15 protein-coding genes and 1 pseudogene are annotated in these 17,721 nt (G+C 59.3%); 6 read left to right on the top strand and 10 right to left on the bottom strand.

Features of this window, described 5'->3' with window-relative positions:
• Positions 1–66: 66 nt before the first annotated feature.
• Positions 67–1,422, bottom strand: coding sequence for an IS1182 family transposase (locus IPP03_19815; GenBank protein MBL0354782.1), 1,356 nt, complete (start codon positions 1,420–1,422; stop codon positions 67–69).
• Positions 1,423–1,618: 196 nt separating this feature from the next.
• Between IPP03_19815 and IPP03_19820 the strand changes: the two genes are divergently transcribed.
• Together IPP03_19820 and IPP03_19825 are read left to right on the top strand one after the other, a co-directional pair.
• Entirely contained in the window at positions 1,619–2,689 is a 1,071-nt protein-coding gene (locus tag IPP03_19820; GenBank protein MBL0354783.1) for an IS630 family transposase, read from the top strand.
• A gap of 586 nt (positions 2,690–3,275) precedes the next feature.
• Positions 3,276–4,492: pseudogene (locus IPP03_19825) on the top strand (IS256 family transposase).
• Positions 4,493–4,525: 33 nt separating this feature from the next.
• On the opposite strand, the gene IPP03_19830 reads toward IPP03_19825, so the two are convergent.
• The gene (locus IPP03_19830; protein MBL0354784.1) at positions 4,526–5,089 is read right to left on the bottom strand and encodes a hypothetical protein; all 564 of its coding nucleotides are present in this window, start codon (positions 5,087–5,089) and stop codon (positions 4,526–4,528) included.
• 233 nt (positions 5,090–5,322) lie between these two features.
• On the opposite strand from IPP03_19830, the gene IPP03_19835 reads away from it, so the two are divergent.
• Positions 5,323–6,165 carry a hypothetical protein gene (locus IPP03_19835; protein MBL0354785.1) on the top strand — a complete coding sequence of 281 codons (843 nt, stop codon included), beginning with the start codon at positions 5,323–5,325 and terminating at the stop codon, positions 6,163–6,165.
• Positions 6,166–6,419: 254 nt separating this feature from the next.
• Positions 6,420–6,869 (top strand): dUTP diphosphatase, encoded by a 450-nt coding sequence (gene dut / locus IPP03_19840; GenBank protein ID MBL0354786.1) that lies wholly within the window; start codon positions 6,420–6,422, stop codon positions 6,867–6,869.
• Positions 6,870–6,889: 20 nt separating this feature from the next.
• Here the strand turns inward: dut and IPP03_19845 are convergent, their stop codons facing one another.
• The 7 genes from IPP03_19845 to aceK all read right to left on the bottom strand — a co-directional run bounded on the left by IPP03_19845 (position 6,890) and on the right by aceK (position 13,651).
• Positions 6,890–8,044 (bottom strand): GNAT family N-acetyltransferase, encoded by a 1,155-nt coding sequence (locus IPP03_19845; GenBank protein ID MBL0354787.1) that lies wholly within the window; start codon positions 8,042–8,044, stop codon positions 6,890–6,892.
• A 25-nt stretch (positions 8,045–8,069) separates the two neighbouring features.
• Positions 8,070–8,345 carry a GIY-YIG nuclease family protein gene (locus IPP03_19850; GenBank protein ID MBL0354788.1) on the bottom strand — a complete coding sequence of 92 codons (276 nt, stop codon included), beginning with the start codon at positions 8,343–8,345 and terminating at the stop codon, positions 8,070–8,072.
• A 38-nt stretch (positions 8,346–8,383) separates the two neighbouring features.
• A complete protein-coding gene (gene tpx, locus IPP03_19855) occupies positions 8,384–8,890 on the bottom strand; it encodes a thiol peroxidase (protein ID MBL0354789.1) in 507 nt (168 codons plus the stop codon).
• A 142-nt stretch (positions 8,891–9,032) separates the two neighbouring features.
• On the bottom strand, positions 9,033–10,403 hold the full coding sequence (locus tag IPP03_19860) for an NAD(P)(+) transhydrogenase (Re/Si-specific) subunit beta (GenBank protein MBL0354790.1): 1,371 nt from the start codon (positions 10,401–10,403) through the stop codon (positions 9,033–9,035).
• Positions 10,403–10,687 carry an NAD(P) transhydrogenase subunit alpha gene (locus tag IPP03_19865; GenBank protein ID MBL0354791.1) on the bottom strand — a complete coding sequence of 95 codons (285 nt, stop codon included), beginning with the start codon at positions 10,685–10,687 and terminating at the stop codon, positions 10,403–10,405. The genes IPP03_19860 and IPP03_19865 overlap by 1 nt, the downstream gene beginning before the upstream one ends.
• On the bottom strand, positions 10,687–11,814 hold the full coding sequence (locus IPP03_19870) for an NAD(P) transhydrogenase subunit alpha (GenBank protein ID MBL0354792.1): 1,128 nt from the start codon (positions 11,812–11,814) through the stop codon (positions 10,687–10,689). Before IPP03_19870 ends, IPP03_19865 begins: the two co-directional genes overlap by 1 nt.
• A gap of 64 nt (positions 11,815–11,878) precedes the next feature.
• The gene (aceK, locus tag IPP03_19875) at positions 11,879–13,651 is read right to left on the bottom strand and encodes a bifunctional isocitrate dehydrogenase kinase/phosphatase (GenBank protein ID MBL0354793.1); all 1,773 of its coding nucleotides are present in this window, start codon (positions 13,649–13,651) and stop codon (positions 11,879–11,881) included.
• A 186-nt stretch (positions 13,652–13,837) separates the two neighbouring features.
• On the opposite strand from aceK, the gene IPP03_19880 reads away from it, so the two are divergent.
• The gene (locus IPP03_19880; GenBank protein MBL0354794.1) at positions 13,838–16,075 is read left to right on the top strand and encodes an NADP-dependent isocitrate dehydrogenase; all 2,238 of its coding nucleotides are present in this window, start codon (positions 13,838–13,840) and stop codon (positions 16,073–16,075) included.
• Here IPP03_19880 and IPP03_19885 read toward each other — a convergent pair.
• Positions 16,072–16,347, bottom strand: a complete 276-nt coding sequence (locus tag IPP03_19885; protein MBL0354795.1) for a hypothetical protein — start codon at positions 16,345–16,347, stop codon at positions 16,072–16,074. The genes IPP03_19880 and IPP03_19885 overlap by 4 nt on opposite strands.
• Here IPP03_19885 and icd point away from each other — a divergent pair.
• The gene (gene icd / locus IPP03_19890; GenBank protein MBL0354796.1) at positions 16,334–17,575 is read left to right on the top strand and encodes an NADP-dependent isocitrate dehydrogenase; all 1,242 of its coding nucleotides are present in this window, start codon (positions 16,334–16,336) and stop codon (positions 17,573–17,575) included. The genes IPP03_19885 and icd overlap by 14 nt on opposite strands.
• The last annotated feature ends 146 nt before the right edge of the window (positions 17,576–17,721 follow it).

The raw sequence follows: 17,721 nt of genomic DNA on the forward strand, positions 1-17,721 counted from the left end.
TTGACACCTTTTGGGGCGAAATCGGGTTGTTTTTTCATGGAATTGCAATGCTCCTGTTCTATTTTCTCACTGCGGACGCAATACGGCCATGCGCTTCAAATTCCACGCGAGGCAAACCAGCGTCCATTCGTTCTTGACGTTAGAAAGACCGCGGAGCAGAAACTGGCGCAAGCCCATCACCGACTTGATGATGCCGAACACCGGGTCAACCGTCTGTTTGCGTAGCGCATAGGCGGCACGCCCCGTTCGTGTCTTGAGCGTGTGTTTCATGATCTCGACCGGCGAGGCGTCGCCCGCCAGCAGCAGCGGCTCGGTAAAACGTTCCCGCCAGTCCGGATGGTGCTCGTCGCGCTGGACGGCAATCAGCGGCTCACTGTTGGCGGCGAGACACGCCGCGACGTTCTTCGCGCTGTAATAGCCGGTGTCGGCCAGCCAGGTCTTGGGCTGATTTAGCCCTTCGGGGTTAGCCTGAACTTTCGCCAGCATGGGCTCAACCTGTTCTTTGTCGTTCGTGGCTTGAGTAACATGCGTGGCGAGGATGAGCATCGATTCGGTGTCAACGACCGCCTGCGCGTTATAGCACTGCTCAAAGCCGCCACCAGCCACCTTCATGATCCGCGATTCTTCGTCGGTCAGGTTGATCGGGTCGTTGGCTCGCGGGCCCGGCTCGGGAGGCTCCGGCTCCTTGCCACGGGGCTTCTTGCCCGTCTTTGCTTCCTTGGCCACACGAGCCGACATCTTGGCCTCGTACTCGGCCTGTTCCCCCGCGAACCGCTCCTGGGCTCGCGCTTCGATCTTGACCTTGGCCGCCGCAATCGCGGCCAAGCGATCTTCCCGGCGGGTGATCTCCTCGGGAATGCTGACCCCGTCCGGCACGACCGACTGGTCGGCCGCTGCGGCCAGCGCTAACAGTTCCTGCACTTCGGCCTTCAGATGGGCTTCGATCTTCTCGCAATGCCCGTACGACAAGGCGCTGTGCCGGCTAGCATTGGCGTGAATCTTGGTGCCATCCAGGCTTACCGTGCCAAAGCGCGAGAGTTGGTTCTCTCGGGCCACCTGTAGCACTTGAACAAACGCCGATTCAAATTCCTGGCCAAAGCGCGTCCTGAACGTCGCCAGGGTGTCGTGATCCGGATGCCGGTTGCAGGCAATGTACCGGAACGCCAGCGAGTCGTACGTTGCCCGTTCGATCTTGCGACTGGAGAACGTGCCCGTGGCGTAACCGTAGATCAGCAACGACAGCAGCGTCGCCGGATGGTAGGCCTCACTGCCTCTGCCCGCATAGGCCCGCTCCAGCGCCGAGAGGTCCAGCCCTTCGACCACATCCACAACGTACCGTGCCAAGTGCGCCTTGGGTAACCAATCCTGCACCGAAGGTGGGAGCAGGTAGTCCGTATCTCGATCTATCGGTTGAAAGGCCATTACCGTGCCCGTTGAAATAGTGGATATGATTATATCATATTTCTGGTTAAGTCCGACAGGCTGCTAGCCAATGTATTTCTTGAGCAGTCCGATTGAATTGCCAAACTTGTCATTTCGTCGGAACTAGTGTTTAATTGCATTAATAAACATAGTTAACTATGATGACTCCATCGAGTGTTACGAGATGGAGGCGGCGGTGTCGCGAGTTGCATCGGCGATTAATTGCACGGCAGAAGACAGAAAGGAACTGGAGCGGCTGAGCAAGAGTCGCACGGATGAAGCACGCCTGGTGGAGCGGGCGAAGCTTGTTCTGAGGTGCCTGACGGGGCGACGCAACGACGAAGTGGCGGCAGAGCTTGGCATTCAGGCGGCAACGGTAAGCACCTGGCGCAAGCGGTTTTCCAGCGAAGGCTTGGCGGGATTGCGGGATCGCCCCCGGCCTGGCAAACCGCCAGTCTATCCGGCGTCGGAATTGCGCCAACGCATTCTCAAGCAACTCGAAGCCCCGCCTCCGGCCGGGTTCTCGGGCTGGGACGGCGGCGCGCTGGCTCAAGCCCTCAACGTTTCTGATGACGCGGTGTGGCGTGTGCTGCGAAAGGAAGGCATCCAGCTTCGGCGACATCGTTCGTGGTGCGTGAGTACCGATCCGGAGTTTGCGGCCAAGTCGGCAGACGTCATCGGGTTGTATCTGAGTCCGCCGCAAAATGCCCTCGTGCTTAGCGTCGACGAAAAACCGTCGATTCAGGCGCTGGAAAGGAAAACCGGCTATGTTTGCACCAGTAGCGGCAAGATCGTGCGAGGACTGAAGAGCACCTACAAGCGACATGGCACGATCAACTTGTTCGCCGCCCTCAATGTTGCGACCGGCGAAATTAAATCGAAGACCACCCACACCAAGAAACGTCCTGACTTTCAGGCGTTCATGGACGAGTTGGTCGTTGATATTCCGGACGATCAGCAAATCCACGTCATTCTTGACAATTACAGCACCCACAAGAAAAACCACGAGTGGTTGGCCCGACATCCCAATGTTCACTTCCACTTCACCCCGACTTCAGCCAGTTGGCTCAACCAGATCAAGATTTGGTTCGGCATCTTCGCGCGCAAAACACTCAACGGCGCCAGCTTCGCCACCATCGAGCAGTTGGTACAGGCCATCGAGGCGTTTATCGCAACCTACAACCAATCCGCATCTCCTTTTGTTTGGCGCAAACGTGAAGTCAAGGGCGCTCAACTTAGAAATAAAATCGTTAATTTACGCAATTAAACACTAGCTCTATCCTAGGGTCGAAGCGCTCGATCCAATGACTTGTCAATATTTCGGGTTATTTGTCTTCAACGCGTCTTCCACGCTGTCACGAAGCCAAGCGGGTAGGTTCCAGTTCCCGTAGCGATCATTCCAACGACCACCCAGCATCTTGATGATGCTGTTCAAAGCCTTGTCGTATGGAAACCAGATCGTCAAATATGATGAATAATCTCGAAGAAATACCTTTCTGTTTCGGGCATAAAACACTTTCTCCTTGTAAGAGCATCTGGATGGTGTCTGGATAGTATCCTCGTTGGCATCGCTTACTACGATTGGCATATCCTCAGCCTTCTTCTTTGCTTCCGATCTAGCCTGCTTACGAAGTTCTTCTGCTGCCGGGTAGAAAATCCACTCCTTGTTGGCATGGCCATCAATTACGACTTTGGCTAGGCTGTCCCAGTCCCAAGTCTCTTGAAGCTCTGGATCGACAGTGATTTCAACCGGATTGAGTCCCTAAACTGCTGTAAATCGGGTGGCAGGTAGCCACCGCTTCGATTCGGTAAACTGACGTTGCGAGACGATCGATAACCGAAGGAGAGAAGCGATGACTGGGTATGAGGTTAGCGTAGGAACGGACTTGCTGCCAGGGCTTTTAAACGGGCAGGACGGGCTGGCGAAACTGGTGGAAGCGGTGCTCAATCAAGTACTGGAGGCGCAGGTGACGGAAACGCTGGGGGCGACGCGGCACGAGCGCACGGACGAACGGGCCGGCTATCGCAACGGCTACCGGCCACGCACCCTTTACACGCGGGTTGGGCCGGTGACGCTGCTGGTGCCGCAGACGCGGGACGGCAGCTTTTCGACGGACATCTTCAAGCGCTACCAGCGGAGCGAGCAGGCCTTCGTTCTGGCGCTCATGGAAATGGTCGTGCACGGTGTCTCGACGCGCAAGGTCTCGGCGATCACCGAAGAGCTGTGCGGCGCCAGCTTCTCCAAATCGATGGTGAGCGCACTGTGCGCCGGACTGGAACCGCGGGTCAGCGCGTTCAACGAACGGCGGCTGGACGGCGAGTATCCCTTCGTGCTGGTCGATGCCCTGTTGATCAAGAGTCGGCAAGAAGATCGTGTGGTTTCGCGTGCCGTGCTGACCGTCTCAGGCATCCGCTCCGATGGCTTCCGGGAGATTCTGGGCGTGCGGATCGGCGACACCGAGAGCTTCGCCACCTGGGACGGACCTTCCGCTGGCTCAGAGGGCGCGGCCTCAAGGGCACGCAGTTCATCATCTCGGACGACCACGGCGGCCTGCGTGAAGCGGCAGCGCGGCACTTTCAGGGGGCCAGCTGGCAACGCTGTCAGGTGCATCTGATGCGCAACATTCTGGGCCAATGCAACACCCGCCACCGCGCCGAGGTGGCAGCTGCCGTCAAGCTCGTGCTGCAGGCGCCCGATTTGGTCGAGGCCAAGCGCCGCCTGGCGGAATTCACCGAGCGCTTCGCCAAGAGCGCCCCCAAAGCGGTGGCCTGCCTCGAAGCAGGATTCGAGGATGCCATGGCGGTAATGGTCTTGCCCGAGAAGTATCGCAAGCGGCTACGCACAACGAACATGCAGGAGCGGCTCAACGAGGAAATTCGCCGGCGGGAGCGCGTGATCCGCATCTTCCCCAACGACGAGTCAGCCTTGCGCCTGATCGGCGCTCTGCTGGCCGAACAGAACGAGGCTTGGCAGGAACGGAAGTACCTCGACATGGATGAATTCAAGGAGTGGGCGGCTTCCCGCGCCGCAGCTAGCGAGGGCAACAACGTTGTTGCCCTCGCTAGCTGAAAACCATTCGTCATTCATCGGATCGAAGAGTATTTACAGCAGATTTTGGACTTGACTTTCAACCGCTGCCAACCCAAGGTGTTCAATCAGATCGTGCTTATCGAAATCAACGAAATGCGTGACTGCCACTTCGACGAGAAGGTCTGTGTTCCCGTTCGCTGCAACTAGATCAGGTCGAATCAGCTGCCCACGATTTTCAAGATCCTGACCAGCTAAAACCATCAATGGAACTTCCTGGCGGATGCATGATAAGTTGGTAAAAACCGGCTTAACTTCTATGACATGCTCTGCGCGGCGGCCATGAGATGCCGCCTCTACTGCTCTGACTGCAAACGCGGGTAAAATCATTCCTGATCGATCGATGATGATCTGTTTAGCTGCACGGTGAAGGGCACTCTCGGCAGCTCCATCGCAATCTGCGCCCGTGTGGTGCGCAAAATGCCAGGATCGCTCTTGACCCTGCTTGGCCACCAACAGACTATTGCAATGAGTGCAAATACACTCGCAATGAAGTCCGTTCTGTGCCTCGGCAATTGAAATCATTCGCTCAGTAGTCTTGTGAAAAGCAAATGCTTGTTTCATAGTTGGCTGTGTCATGACCTTCTCCTAAAAATATGTCTGCTGACAAACTCAATTCTCCAGAGCCACTCGCTACGGAACAGACCCAAAACGGGGTTCAAACGGGGTTCGATCTTTGGAAAAGCGCGTCTTTACTTGAGTCTTCAAGCCAGACCTGGAACGAAAAAGGTCGGTTGGACACGAGCTTGCTTCGGGCGATATGTGCCCTAACGATCCAATTTCCAGAACGTGCTGGAGAGGGGTTTAGTCCGATGGAGGTCGCAGATGCAATCGGGCAACAAATGGGGCGCTCATGGACCCCTGGCGACGGCAAGGAACAGATTTCAGATAAAGTCCGTCGCCAATGGAAGCAACTCGAAAAGCTCATGGATCAAAAGCGAGAGGGGCTATTTCAGCAAGCTGCTGACCAGGGATTCTCGTATATCGCTTGGCCCGAACGTGACGAGGGTGGCGGTACCGGGAAAATGACCCGCTATCTCCTCAGGGAGCGGCAGGTATCGATTAATGTCGATGAAACTGAGAGCACGCTGGGAGCTTCGGTACATACTTCTTCTGCCGATGAAATTCGCTATATCTGCGAGGATCTCGACGATGCTGGGCCCATAGCTCGATATTTCTCTCGTGGCTACAAGATGAACGGCTGGCGTCGCTGGATGTTCGTCGCGGTAATTCTTATTGCTGCGATTGAAGCAGCTTTTCTTGTGATTGTGGTGACCGCATCGCTTTCAGGCAAGGCGGGTGTGATGGGGTTCATCAACATCTTGTTCGCTGCTGCTGTCTCCTTGTGGGGCACATGGAAAGTTATTGGCCCGATCGTCACACTGCCTGATAGGCGTATCAATCTGGCACCGTGGTGGATGCAGTCAGAGAATGATGATCGACTAATCGAATGGCGCTGTCCTCCGAAGCACAGCATGAAAGCTATTAAGGCTGCTCGCTACACCTCAGCCTGCCCACTCTGTAATGGAAAAATCAGCGTAAAAAATGGTGGTCGCGAATTTCATGGCCGACTTGTGGGGCGATGTGCAGAAGCGCCTTCTGAGCACATCTTTTCATTCGATCACGTATTGCGTCGAGGGAAACTACAGCGGTAGCGGCTCGTTTCAGAGAAGCATGTCCGAAATGGTTGTTTGAATCGCCCACGATTTTGGCAGCAGTTGGGTGGTCTTAGAGCAAAACCGATCCTTCAGCACTTAGCGTTGGGACTTTTTTTGAGTTCAGTAGGCAGAACCTTATACTTCTCTGCCTCAAGAGTGCAACGCAAAGGTGTTGCACATTTTCAATTAATCGCAACTACCGTGGTACTTGGTCGCCAATAAAGCCAATAGGTTAGAAGGGTATCTCACCGATGCACCGTATCGACGTCAAGATTCTCGACGCGCGCCTGCGCGAAAGCCCGCCGCATTACGCCACATCTGGTTCTGCCGGGCTGGATCTGCGTGCCTGCCTCGACGCTCCGCTGCAGATTGTTCCCGGCCAGACGACGCTGGTGCGCACTGGCATGGCCATTCACCTGGCTGATCCCGGTCTGGCGGCGCTGATCCTGCCGCGTTCGGGCCTCGGTCACAAGCATGGCATCGTGCTTGGCAACCTGGTCGGGCTGATCGACAGCGATTACCAGGGGGAGCTGATGGTTTCGGTGTGGAATCGCGGACACGAAAGTTTCACGCTTAACCCGCTCGAGCGCATCGCACAACTGGTGGTCGTGCCGGTGTTGCAGGTCGGCTTCAATGTAGTCGACGATTTCGCCACCAGTGTTCGTGGTGAGGGAGGGTTCGGCAGCACCGGTAAAGGCTGATGCCGCTTGCCGTGATGTGATCAGCCCTCGCTGACCTTCCGGAAGGGCAGGTGGGTGGCGGTTTCGGCGGCATAGTCGACAATCGCCGGGTGCTGCCTGGCGAGGTGCTGGCCGATCAGGTGGCGCATCCTGGCGTCTTCGATCCAGTGGCAGGAACGCACCACGGTCGGCTCGAAACCGCGCGCCACCTTGTGTTCGCCGCCGGCTCCAGGCTCGAAGGTGGATAGTCCTTCGCGCAGGCAGTAGTCGATGCCCTGATAGAAGCATAGCTCGAAATGCAGGCTGTGGTAGTTGCCGATCGTTCCCCAGTAGCGCCCATACAGCGTGTCGGTACTGCGGAAGCAGATCGACAGGGCGACCGGTTCGCCGCCGTTGCGGGCGATGAAGACGACCATTCGTCGGCCCAGCGCGCTGGCGAGATCGGCAAAGCACTGCGGTGTGAACGCGGCGTAATTCCCGTATTTGTTGAAGGTGGCGGTGTAGAGGTCGTGCAGGGCGGGCCATTCGTCGGGGGCGATCCCGTCGCCGTGCCGGACCTCGATGTCGAGGCCGCTTTCGGCAACGCGCCGGCGTTCCGCCCTGACCTTGCGCCGCCGCTCGGCCGAAAATGCGCCAAGGAAACCGGCGAAATCGTCATAGCCATGGTCACGCCAGTGGAACTGAACATTGTGGCTGACCACCAGCCCCTGCGCACGTAGCAATTCGACCTCGTCGGCGGCGGGAAAGGCGACATGCCATGACGAAAGCCTTTGCTCCGCCACCGTCTCCAGAGCGCCAGCGATCAAGGCTTGGCGAACGGCATTGCCCGCGGCTTCTGGCCCGACCAGAAGTCGCGGGCCGGTTGCCGGCGTATGCGGCAGGCCACTCAGCAGTTTGGGGAAGTAGGGCTTGCCGAGCTGGCTATAGGCGGCTGCCCACGACCAGTCGTGAATGAAGTCGCCGTGTGAATTGGCGCGCAGGTAGAGTGGCAGGATGCCGCATAGCGCGCCGTCCGCGTTCCTGGCGACCAGATGCTGTGCTTGCCAGCCGCAGTCCGGCCCGGCCATGCCGTGCCGTTCGAGGATGGCGAGAAAATCGCCATTGAGAAAAGGATGGCCGGCAGGCGCCAGCCGTGCCCAGTCGGCGTGGGGAATCTTGCTGGCGGCGCTTGCTATGGAAATGCTGATTGGGGACATCGGGGACTCGACATGGCGACCGGGGTCAGATTCTCCGAACCGCCATCGGTTCCACCGCAAAACTTCTTAACGCGTCAGGCTGGCGGCGAATCGCCGTTTCTCGGTTGGCGACAGTTGCTTGACCCGATACTCGGCCCTTGACGCTGCCGAGCAGCCGAGCTGGCGGGTGCGACCGCGTATAACGCGCGCCTGCACCGTTCAGGTGGGCCGTGTAGCGCGCTTCGACGTCGACGGTGATGCCGGTGTAAATGCTGCCGTCAGCACATTCGATCAGGTAGAGATACCAGGGCTGCGGCAGCATTGCGGTGCGGTCGACGGCGAAAAGCGAGGGAAAATCGCCTACTTGCCGAGGGCGGCGAGGGCAGCAGCGTAATCGGGTTCGTTGGCGATTTCGCCGACCAGTTCGCTGTACAGGACGCGATCGTTTTCATCGAGCACGACCACGGCACGCGCCGTCACGCCGGTCAGCGGGCCGGTCTTGATGGCGACGCCGTAGGCGTCCATGAATTCGCGGCCGCGCATGGTCGACAAGGTCTGCACCTTGTCCAGTCCTTCGGCCCCGCAGAAGCGGGCCTGGGCGAACGGCAGGTCGGCGGAAATGCAGAGGATGACGGTGTTGGCGACGTCGCTGGCGTTCTGATTGAATTTGCGCACCGAGGTCGCGCAGGTCGGCGTATCAAGGCTCGGGAAAATGTTCAGAACCTTGCGCTGGCCAGCCAGACTGGCCAGTGTCACATCGGCTAGATCCTTGCCGACCAGCGAGAAGGCGGGTGCCTGATCGCCCTTGGTGGGGAAATTGCCGCTGACTTCGATGGGGTTGCCGCCAAGCGTAACGGTATTCGACATTTGATCTCCTGTTGAGTAGTTGGTGGCCGCCGGAGCCTTTCGGGATTCCGGCGGCCGGTTTGGTGACTATCGGGTGGATGCCGGTTGCGCCGACCCGTTCCTTGATTTTCGCCTGAAAAGGTGGGTTGACCGCAACAGCATGCTAACCCATCGCCTTCAGGTGCTGGATGATCTCGCCGGCCATCGGTTGCGCGCTGCCATAAAGCATGCGGCAGTTGTCGGTATAGAACAAGGCGTTCTCGACGCCCGAATAGCCGGTACCCTTGCCACGCTTGATGACGATCACGTTATGCGCCTGGTCGGCGTTGAGGATCGGCATGCCGTAGATCGGGCTGCTCTTGTCGGTGCGCGCGCTCGGATTGACGACATCGTTGGCGCCGATGATCAGTGCGACATCGGCCTGGGCGAACTCGCCGTTGATTTCCTCGAGGTCGAAAATCTTGTCATAGGGCACGCCGGCCTCGGCCAGCAACACGTTCATGTGGCCCGGCATGCGCCCGGCGACCGGGTGAATGGCGAACTTCACCTCGACCCCAGCCTCTTCGAGGATCGAGGTCATTTCCCATACCTTGTGCTGGGCGTGTGCCACGGCCATGCCGTAGCCGGGAACGATGATGACCTTGCTGGCGTAGCGCATCACCGCCGCTGCATCGAGAGCGGAGAGCTCCTTCATCGAGCCACTGATCGCTTCGCCGGGGCCACTCGCCACCATCGGTGTAAAGAGAATGTTGGAGATCGGCCGATTCATCGCTTTGGCCATCAGTTGCGTGAGCAGCGTGCCGGCGGCGCCGACGACGATACCGGCAATGATCAGTGCCGGGTTGCCCTGCACATAGCCCTCGAAACCGACCGCGAGGCCGGTGAAGGCGTTGAACAGCGAAATCACCACCGGCATGTCGGCGCCGCCGATCGGCAGGGTGACGATGACGCCGAGCACCAGGGCGACGGCGAAGAAGAGCAGGATCAGCGGCGGATGGGCCGGAGCCATGCTCACCATGATCGCGCCGAGCATCACGGCGACCAGCGCCAGCACCACGTTAACCGCGTTTTGAGCCGGCAAACGGTAAGGTTTATCGAGCAAACCCTGTAACTTGGCGAAGGCGATGCAGGAACCGGTGAACGAGACTGATCCGATCAGCGCGCCGAGCGCGCCAAGAGTTAGCGTGACCAGGCTGTGCGCTTCGCCGCGGGCAAATTCGATGGCGGCAATGGCCGCCGCCGCGCCACCACCCATGCCGTTGTAGATGGCGACCATCTGCGGCATGTCGGTCATCTTGACCTTTTTGCCCGAAATCCAGGCCGCCGCGCCGCCGACGCCGAGCGCCGCGAAGATCAGGGCGGTGTTCTTCAGCCCCGGAATCAGCAAGGTGCCGGCGATTGCGAGGACCATGCCGTAGCCGGCCCAGACGATGCCTTTGCGGGCACTGGTTGGCGAACTCATGCCCTTGAGGCCGAAGATGAAGAGCACTGCGCCGATGAACCAGGCGCCTTGAACGTAGAAGGGCAGAACCATTATTTGTCCTCCTTCTTCTTGAACATGGCGAGCATGCGTTCGGTCACCACGTAGCCGCCGGCGGCGTTGGCCGCACCGAGTGCGACGGCGAAGAAACCGATGGCCTGTTCAAGCAGGGTGTCGGCCGAACCGAGGGCGACCATGGCGCCGACGACGACCACGCCGTGGATGAAGTTGGAACCGGACATCAGCGGCGTGTGCAGGATGACCGGCACCTTGGCGATGATCTCGTAGCCGGTGAACGCCGCGAGCATGAAGATGTAAAGCGCGAGCATGCCGTCCATCAGGCGTCTCCCATTATTTGTTTGACCGTCGCGTTGACCGTTTCGCCATCCTTGCACAGCAGGGTGCCGGCGACGACTTCGTCGCTCCAGTTGATGTCGAGTTCGCCATTCTTGATCCATGGCGAGATGAAATTGTAGATGTTCTTGGCGTAAAGCTCGGAGGCGTGCGTCGGCATGCGCGAGGGCAGGTTGAGCGGCCCGTGGATGTTCACGTCGTTGGCGATGACATGCTCGCCGGGCTGGGTCAGCTCGCAGTTGCCGCCCGATTCGGCCGCCATGTCAACGATGATGGCGCCATATTTCATGCGCCCGACCATGTCGTGGGTGATGATGACCGGGGCCTTCTTGCCGGGGATGGCGGCGGTCGCGATGACGACATCGGCGAGGGCGACGGCTTTGGCCAGACTCTCGGTCTGACGTGCCTTCTCTTCGGCGGTCAGGTCGCGGGCGTAGCCACCCGTGCCGTCGGCCGAGACACCGGTATCGACGAACTTGGCGCCGAGCGATTCGATCTGCTCGCGGGCAGCGGAACGGACGTCATAGGCTTCGACCATGGCACCGAGGCGTTTGCAGGTGGCGATCGCCTGCAGGCCGGCGACGCCGGCGCCGATGACCAGGACGCGCGCCGGCCTGATCGTCCCGGCGGCGGTGGTCAGCATCGGGAAGAACTTGGTGCAGCGGGCGGCGGCGATCAGGCCGCACTGGTAGCCGGAGCAGGCGCCTTGCGAGGAGAGGGCGTCCATACTTTGCGCGCGCGAGATGCGCGGCAGCAGTTCGAGGGCGAAGGCGGTGACTTTCCTGGCGTTGAGCGCGGCCAGCCTGGCCTTGTCCTCGAAGGGCCTGAGCAGGCCGATCAGGGTCGAACCCTCGGGCAGCGCGGCGATTTCGTCGGGCGAAGGCGGGGTGACGCGCAGGATCAGGTCGGCGTGGCCATAGGCTTCGCGGATGCCGCTGACCATGATGATATCGGCGTAGTCCGAGTCGAGGAAGTGGCTGTCGTTCCCGGCGCGTTGTTCCATGCACATTCGGGCGCCGAGGGCGGCAAATTTCCTGGCGGTCTCCGGCACCAACGCGACCCGGTGTTCACCGGGGACGCGTTCTCTGGTCACCGCAATGGTCAGCGGCATGCTGTTGTCTCCTTGCTGTCGCGGGGGGCCGCGTTTACTTGTGGCTGATTGCCGGATCGATGGTTCAGGAAGCGTCCATCTGGCAGTTATGGAAGCGCAGTTCCTGCGGGTAGGGGAAAAAGTCCTCGACGTGGCCGTCGCGGATCTTCTGCTGTGCCCCCTGCCAGAAGTTTGGTGACAGTAGATCCTTGTGGTGCTTGTGGAAGATCTTGCGCAAGGTCGGCGACGCGAGCAGGAAGGTGCCGAACTCCTCGGGAAAGACATCGTTCCTGGCCACCGGATACCAGATCTCGCCCGACATCTCGGCCTCGAAATCCGGAGCCGGTGGAATCTTGCGGAAGTTGCAGTCGGTCATGTACTCGATTTCGTCGTAGTCGTAGAAAACGACGCGGCCGTAGCGGGTGACGCCGAAATTCTTCCATAGCATGTCGCCCGGGAAAATGTTGGCCTGGGCAAGTTCGCGGATCGCGCTGCCATATTCCTTGATCGCGTGCTCCAGACCCTCGATGTTGTCGGTGCGTTCCATGCGCTCGAGGTGGATGTTGAGCGGCTCCATGCGGCGCTCGATGTAGATGTGCTTGATGACCAGCGTGTCGCCGTCGATCTCGAAGCACGAAGGGGCCAGGGTGCGCAGTTCCGCCATGACTTCGTCGTTGAAACGAGCGAGCGGAAAGGCGGCGTTGGAAAATTCCAGGGTGTCCGCCATGCGGCCGACGCGGTCGACCTGCTTGACCATCATGAATTTCCGCTTGACCGTCGCGCGGTCCATCTCCTTTGAACTGCCGAAGATGTCCTTGATGATCTTGAAGACGTAAGGGTAGGACGGTAGCGTGAATACCAACATGACCAGCCCGCGGATCCCGGGGGCCATGATGAACTTGTCTTCCGAATGGCGCAGGTGATAAAGCAGATCGCGAAAAAACATGGTTTTGCCCTGCTTGCCGAGGCCGAGCATGATGTACAGCTCGGAGCGCGGCTTGTTGGGCAGGATGGAACTCACGAACTGGACATAACCCGACGGCACCTCCGTGTCGACCATGAAATAGGCACGCGACAGCGAAAACAGCAGGCCGATCCGCCAGGCGTCGAGGAGAATGGCGTCGAGGTACAGCTTGCCTTCGTCGTCATGGAGGACGGGAATGGCGAAGGGGTATTCGGCGGCGCCATTGATCGCCTTGCCGATGATGTAGGCGGCCTTGTTGCGATAGAAGGCCGAACCCAGTACCTGGATCTGGAAGTTGAACTCGCGCGCCGGCATGCCCTTCAGGCGGCAGCGAACAGCGTGATAGACGTGGTTGGTGTCGCGCTCGAGGTCGGCGAACGGCCGCTGCCAGGCGAAATCGCGGACGATGGCGCAGATGGTGCCGCGCAGGCCGTCTTCCCTGGCGTAGTAGCTGCGGTAGATGGGCGCGAAGTCGGCTTCGATGTTCTCGGTGGACAAGGTTGGGCGAATGAACATGAAGTCGTTGCGGAAATAGTCGCGGTGGAGGATTTTGGTCGTCACCGAGTTGAAAAAGGTCTCGGCCAGTTCCGGCTGCTTGTGATTGAGCAGCAGGCCGATGTAAAGCAGCTTGACCTGCTGCCAGGTAGTGTCGTCGATGTGTTGTGCGTCGAAGCCGTTGCGCAGGCGCTCGACGCATTCGTCGACGCGGTCATCGTAAAAGCGGATGCGCTTCTTGACCGCCTTGTGCACGCCGATCCAGTTGGCCTGCTCGAAGCGGGTCTTGGCTTCCTTGCTGGTGGCGCGAAACAGCGTGTAGTGCTTGTTGAAGCCCTGAATCAGCGCCAGCGCGATCTGGTGGGCGCTGGTGCCGTAAAGGCCGAAGGAGATTTTCATTGTGGGCGATTCTCGGTGAAGCATGATTTTAGCACTCGCGACTTCCGGTCAATAGCATGTGGGATGGCTGACAGCCTTCCTCCCATGGCACATAAAGATGTCCCGAGATGTTTTTCTTGTAAGCATGACGAGAGAAGGAGGCTGTAAAATGGTGCTGTGTAAATCAATCCAAATCGAGGAATTACCATGGCTTCCGGGAAATCAAAGATCATCTACACCCTAACCGATGAGGCGCCGGCGTTGGCGACTTGTGCCTTTCTGCCGATCGTCCGTACATTCACCGAGCCGGCCGGCGTCGAGATAGAGAAGGCCGACATCTCCGTCTCGGCCCGTGTGCTGTCCGAGTTTTCGGACTGCCTGCCCGACGAGCAAAAAATGCCGAACACGCTGGCTGATCTCGGCAAGCGCACCCTGCTACCGGAAACCAACATCATCAAGCTTCCGAACATCAGCGCCTCCGTGGGCCAGCTGATGGCCTGCATAAAGGAACTGCAGGCACAAGGCTTCAAGATTCCCGACTTCCCCGAAGCCCCCAAGACCGAAGAAGAAAAGGCCATCCGCGCACGCTACGCAAAGTGTGTCGGCAGTTCGGTCAATCCCGTCCTGCGCGAAGGCAACTCCGACCGTCGCGCCCCGCTCGCCGTCAAGAACTTCGCCCGCAAGTACCCGCACTCGATGGGCGAATGGAAGCAGTGGTCGCAGACTCACGTCTCGCACATGCATCATGGCGACTTCTACCACGGCGAAAAGTCGATGACGCTCGACAAGGCACGGGACGTGCGGATGGAACTGATCGCCAAGGGTGGCAAGATCAGCGTGCTGAAGCCGAAGCTTTCGCTACTGGCGGGCGAAATCATCGACTCGATGTTCATGAGCAGGAAGGCGCTCTGCGACTTCTACGAGAAGGAACTCGAAGACTGCCGACAGTCCGGCATCCTGTTCTCGCTTCATGTCAAGGCGACGATGATGAAGGTGTCGCACCCCATCGTCTTCGGTCATTGCGTGAAGATCTACTACAAGGAAGCCTTCGAGAAGCATGCCAAGCTGTTCGAGGAACTCGGGGTCAACGTGAATAACGGCATGATCAATCTCTACGACAAGATCAAGACCCTTCCCGAGTCCAAGCACGATGAGATCATCCGTGACCTGCATGCCTGCCAGGAGCATCGTCCGCGTCTGGCGATGGTGGATTCGGCGAAGGGCATCACCAACTTCCACTCGCCAAACGACATCATCGTGGACGCATCGATGCCGGCCATGATCCGCGCCGGCGGCACGATGTGGGGAGCGGACGGGAAGCAATACGACGCCAAGGCCGTGATGCCCGAATCGACTTTCGCCCGGATCTATCAGGAGATGATCAACTTCTGCAAATGGCATGGCAATTTCGATCCCAAGACCATGGGCACCGTGCCGAACGTCGGCCTCATGGCCCAGCAGGCCGAGGAGTACGGCTCGCACGACAAAACCTTCGAGATCGCCGAAGACGGCATTGCCAACATCGTCGATATTGCCACCGGCGAAGTGTTGCTGACGCAGAACGTCGAGGCAGGCGACATCTGGCGCATGTGCCAGGTCAAGGACGCGCCGATCCGCGACTGGGTCAAGCTGGCCGTCACGCGCGCCCGCAACTCCGGCATGCCGGCCGTCTTCTGGCTGGATCCGTACCGTCCGCATGAAAATGAACTGATCACGAAGGTCGAGAGTTACCTCAAGGATTACGATACCAGCGGCCTGGACATCCAGATCATGTCGCAGGTGCGCGCCATGCGCTTCACCCTGGAGCGCGTCGTCCGCGGTTTCGACACCATATCGGTTACCGGCAACATCCTGCGCGACTACCTGACCGACCTGTTCCCGATCATGGAACTTGGCACCTCGGCCAAGATGCTGTCGATCGTTCCCCTGATGAATGGCGGCGGGATGTACGAAACCGGTGCCGGCGGTTCCGCGCCGAAGCACGTCCAGCAGTTGACGCAGGAAAACCACCTGCGCTGGGATTCGCTGGGCGAGTTCCTGGCTCTGGCCGTGTCGCTGGAAGATCTCGGCATCAAGGAAGGCAACGCCCGCGCCAAGCTCCTCGCCAAGACACTGGACGCCGCGACCGGCAAGCTGCTCGACAACAACAAGTCGCCATCGCGGAAGACCGGCGAGCTGGACAACCGCGGTTCGCAGTTCTACCTGGCCATGTACTGGGCCCAGGAACTGGCGGCGCAGAAGGAAGACGCCGAACTGGCGACCCACTTCGCCAAGCTGGCCAAGGCCCTGACCGAAAATGAGGCACAGATCGTCGCCGAGCTGAAGACGGTGCAGGGCAAGCCGGTCGATATCGGCGGCTACTACAGGGCCGATCCCGACAAGTGCAAGGCCGTGATGCGTCCGAGTCCGACGCTCAACGCCGCGCTCAAGGCGGCACGCATCTAGGCGACAATCCTATGGCGGCCGGCGCCGGCCGCATTGGCGAAAGGAGCGAAGGTCCAAACGGCCTTCGCTCTTCTGTTTTTCGGGTTGTTTTCGCGGTTGACCGCAGCAGTGCCGCCGTTGGGCGAAATGGCTGCCATGCCGTCGGGTTTTGCTTCATAATAATCCGCGCCGCCGGCCGGATGGGTGCCCTGCCAGGCCTGCCCCGCCAAGGGGTTCGACGCAAATCGTGGTCGTCCCATAACAACGCAAGGAGTGAATATGTCATCACACATCAAGGTTCCGCAAGACGGCTCGAAAATTGTTCCGGGACAAGCGGTTCCCGACAACCCGATCATTCCCTTCATCGAAGGTGACGGCATCGGCATCGACATCACGCCGGTCATGATCAAGGTGATCGACGCTGCGGTCGACAAGGCTTATGGCGGGAAAAAGAAAATCCACTGGATGGAAGTGTTCGCCGGCGAGAAATCGACCCGCCTGTACGGGCCGGACGAGTGGTTCCCCAAGGAAACCTTCGATGCGCTCAAGGAGTATTCAGTGTCGATCAAGGGACCAATGGCAACCCCGGTCGGTGGCGGTATCCGCTCGTTGAACGTGGCGCTGCGCCAGGAACTCGACCTCTACCAGTGCGTCCGTCCAGTGCGGTATTTCAAGGGCGTGCCGTCGCCGCTCAAGAATCCGGAACTGACCAACATGGTCATCTTCCGCGAGAACACAGAAGACATCTACGCTGGTATCGAGTGGGCCGCCAACAGTGATGCCTGCAAGAAGGTCATTGATTTCCTGGACAAGGAAATGGGTATCAAGAAAATCCGTTTCCCGGAATCTTCCGGCATCGGCATCAAGCCGATCTCGATCGAAGGCACTACCCGCCTGGTGCGCGCTGCGCTCAAGTACGCCATCGACAACGACCGCAAGTCGGTGACCATCGTGCACAAAGGCAACATCATGAAATTCACGGAAGGCCTGTTCCGTGACACCGCCTACAAGGTCGCGTGCGAGGAATTCGGTGCCGAGTTGATCGACGGCGGCCCGTGGTGCGAGTTCAGGAACCCGAACAGCGGGCGCGAGATCATCGTCAAGGACTCGATCGCCGACGCCTTCCTGCAGCAGATTCTGCTGCGTCCGGCCGAGTACGACGTGATCGCCACCACCAATCTGAACGGCGACTATATCTCCGACGCGCTGGCGGCGCAGGTCGGCGGCGTTGGCATCGCGCCAGGCGCCAACATTTCCGACCAGTACGCCTGCTTCGAGGCGACCCAGGGCACAGCGCCGAAGTACGCCGGGCTGGACAAGGTAAACCCCGGTTCGCTGATCCTTTCCGCTGAAATGATGCTGCGCTACCTCGGCTGGTTCGAAGCGGCCGATCTCGTCATCAAGGGGATGGAAGCGGCGATCGGCGCCAAACAGGTGACCTTTGACTTTGCCCGCCTGCTGGAAGGCTCCGAGGAACTGTCCTGTTCCGAATTCGGCGATGCCATGATCGAGCGCATGTAAATCCGGCAGGTTTTCAAGCCCGCATGAAGCCTCCAGCAGGGGGCTTCTACATTTCTGGCGGCGCTTTCAGTGCTGTCTTTCGCTTCACCGACGGCAAAAAAGCGAGGGTATCGCTCGCCCCTCTCTGGTGCGCTGCCCAAGGCGGC

It is taken from the genome of Candidatus Dechloromonas phosphoritropha (genome assembly GCA_016722705.1).
Lineage (GTDB): Bacteria > Pseudomonadota > Gammaproteobacteria > Burkholderiales > Rhodocyclaceae > Azonexus > Azonexus phosphoritrophus.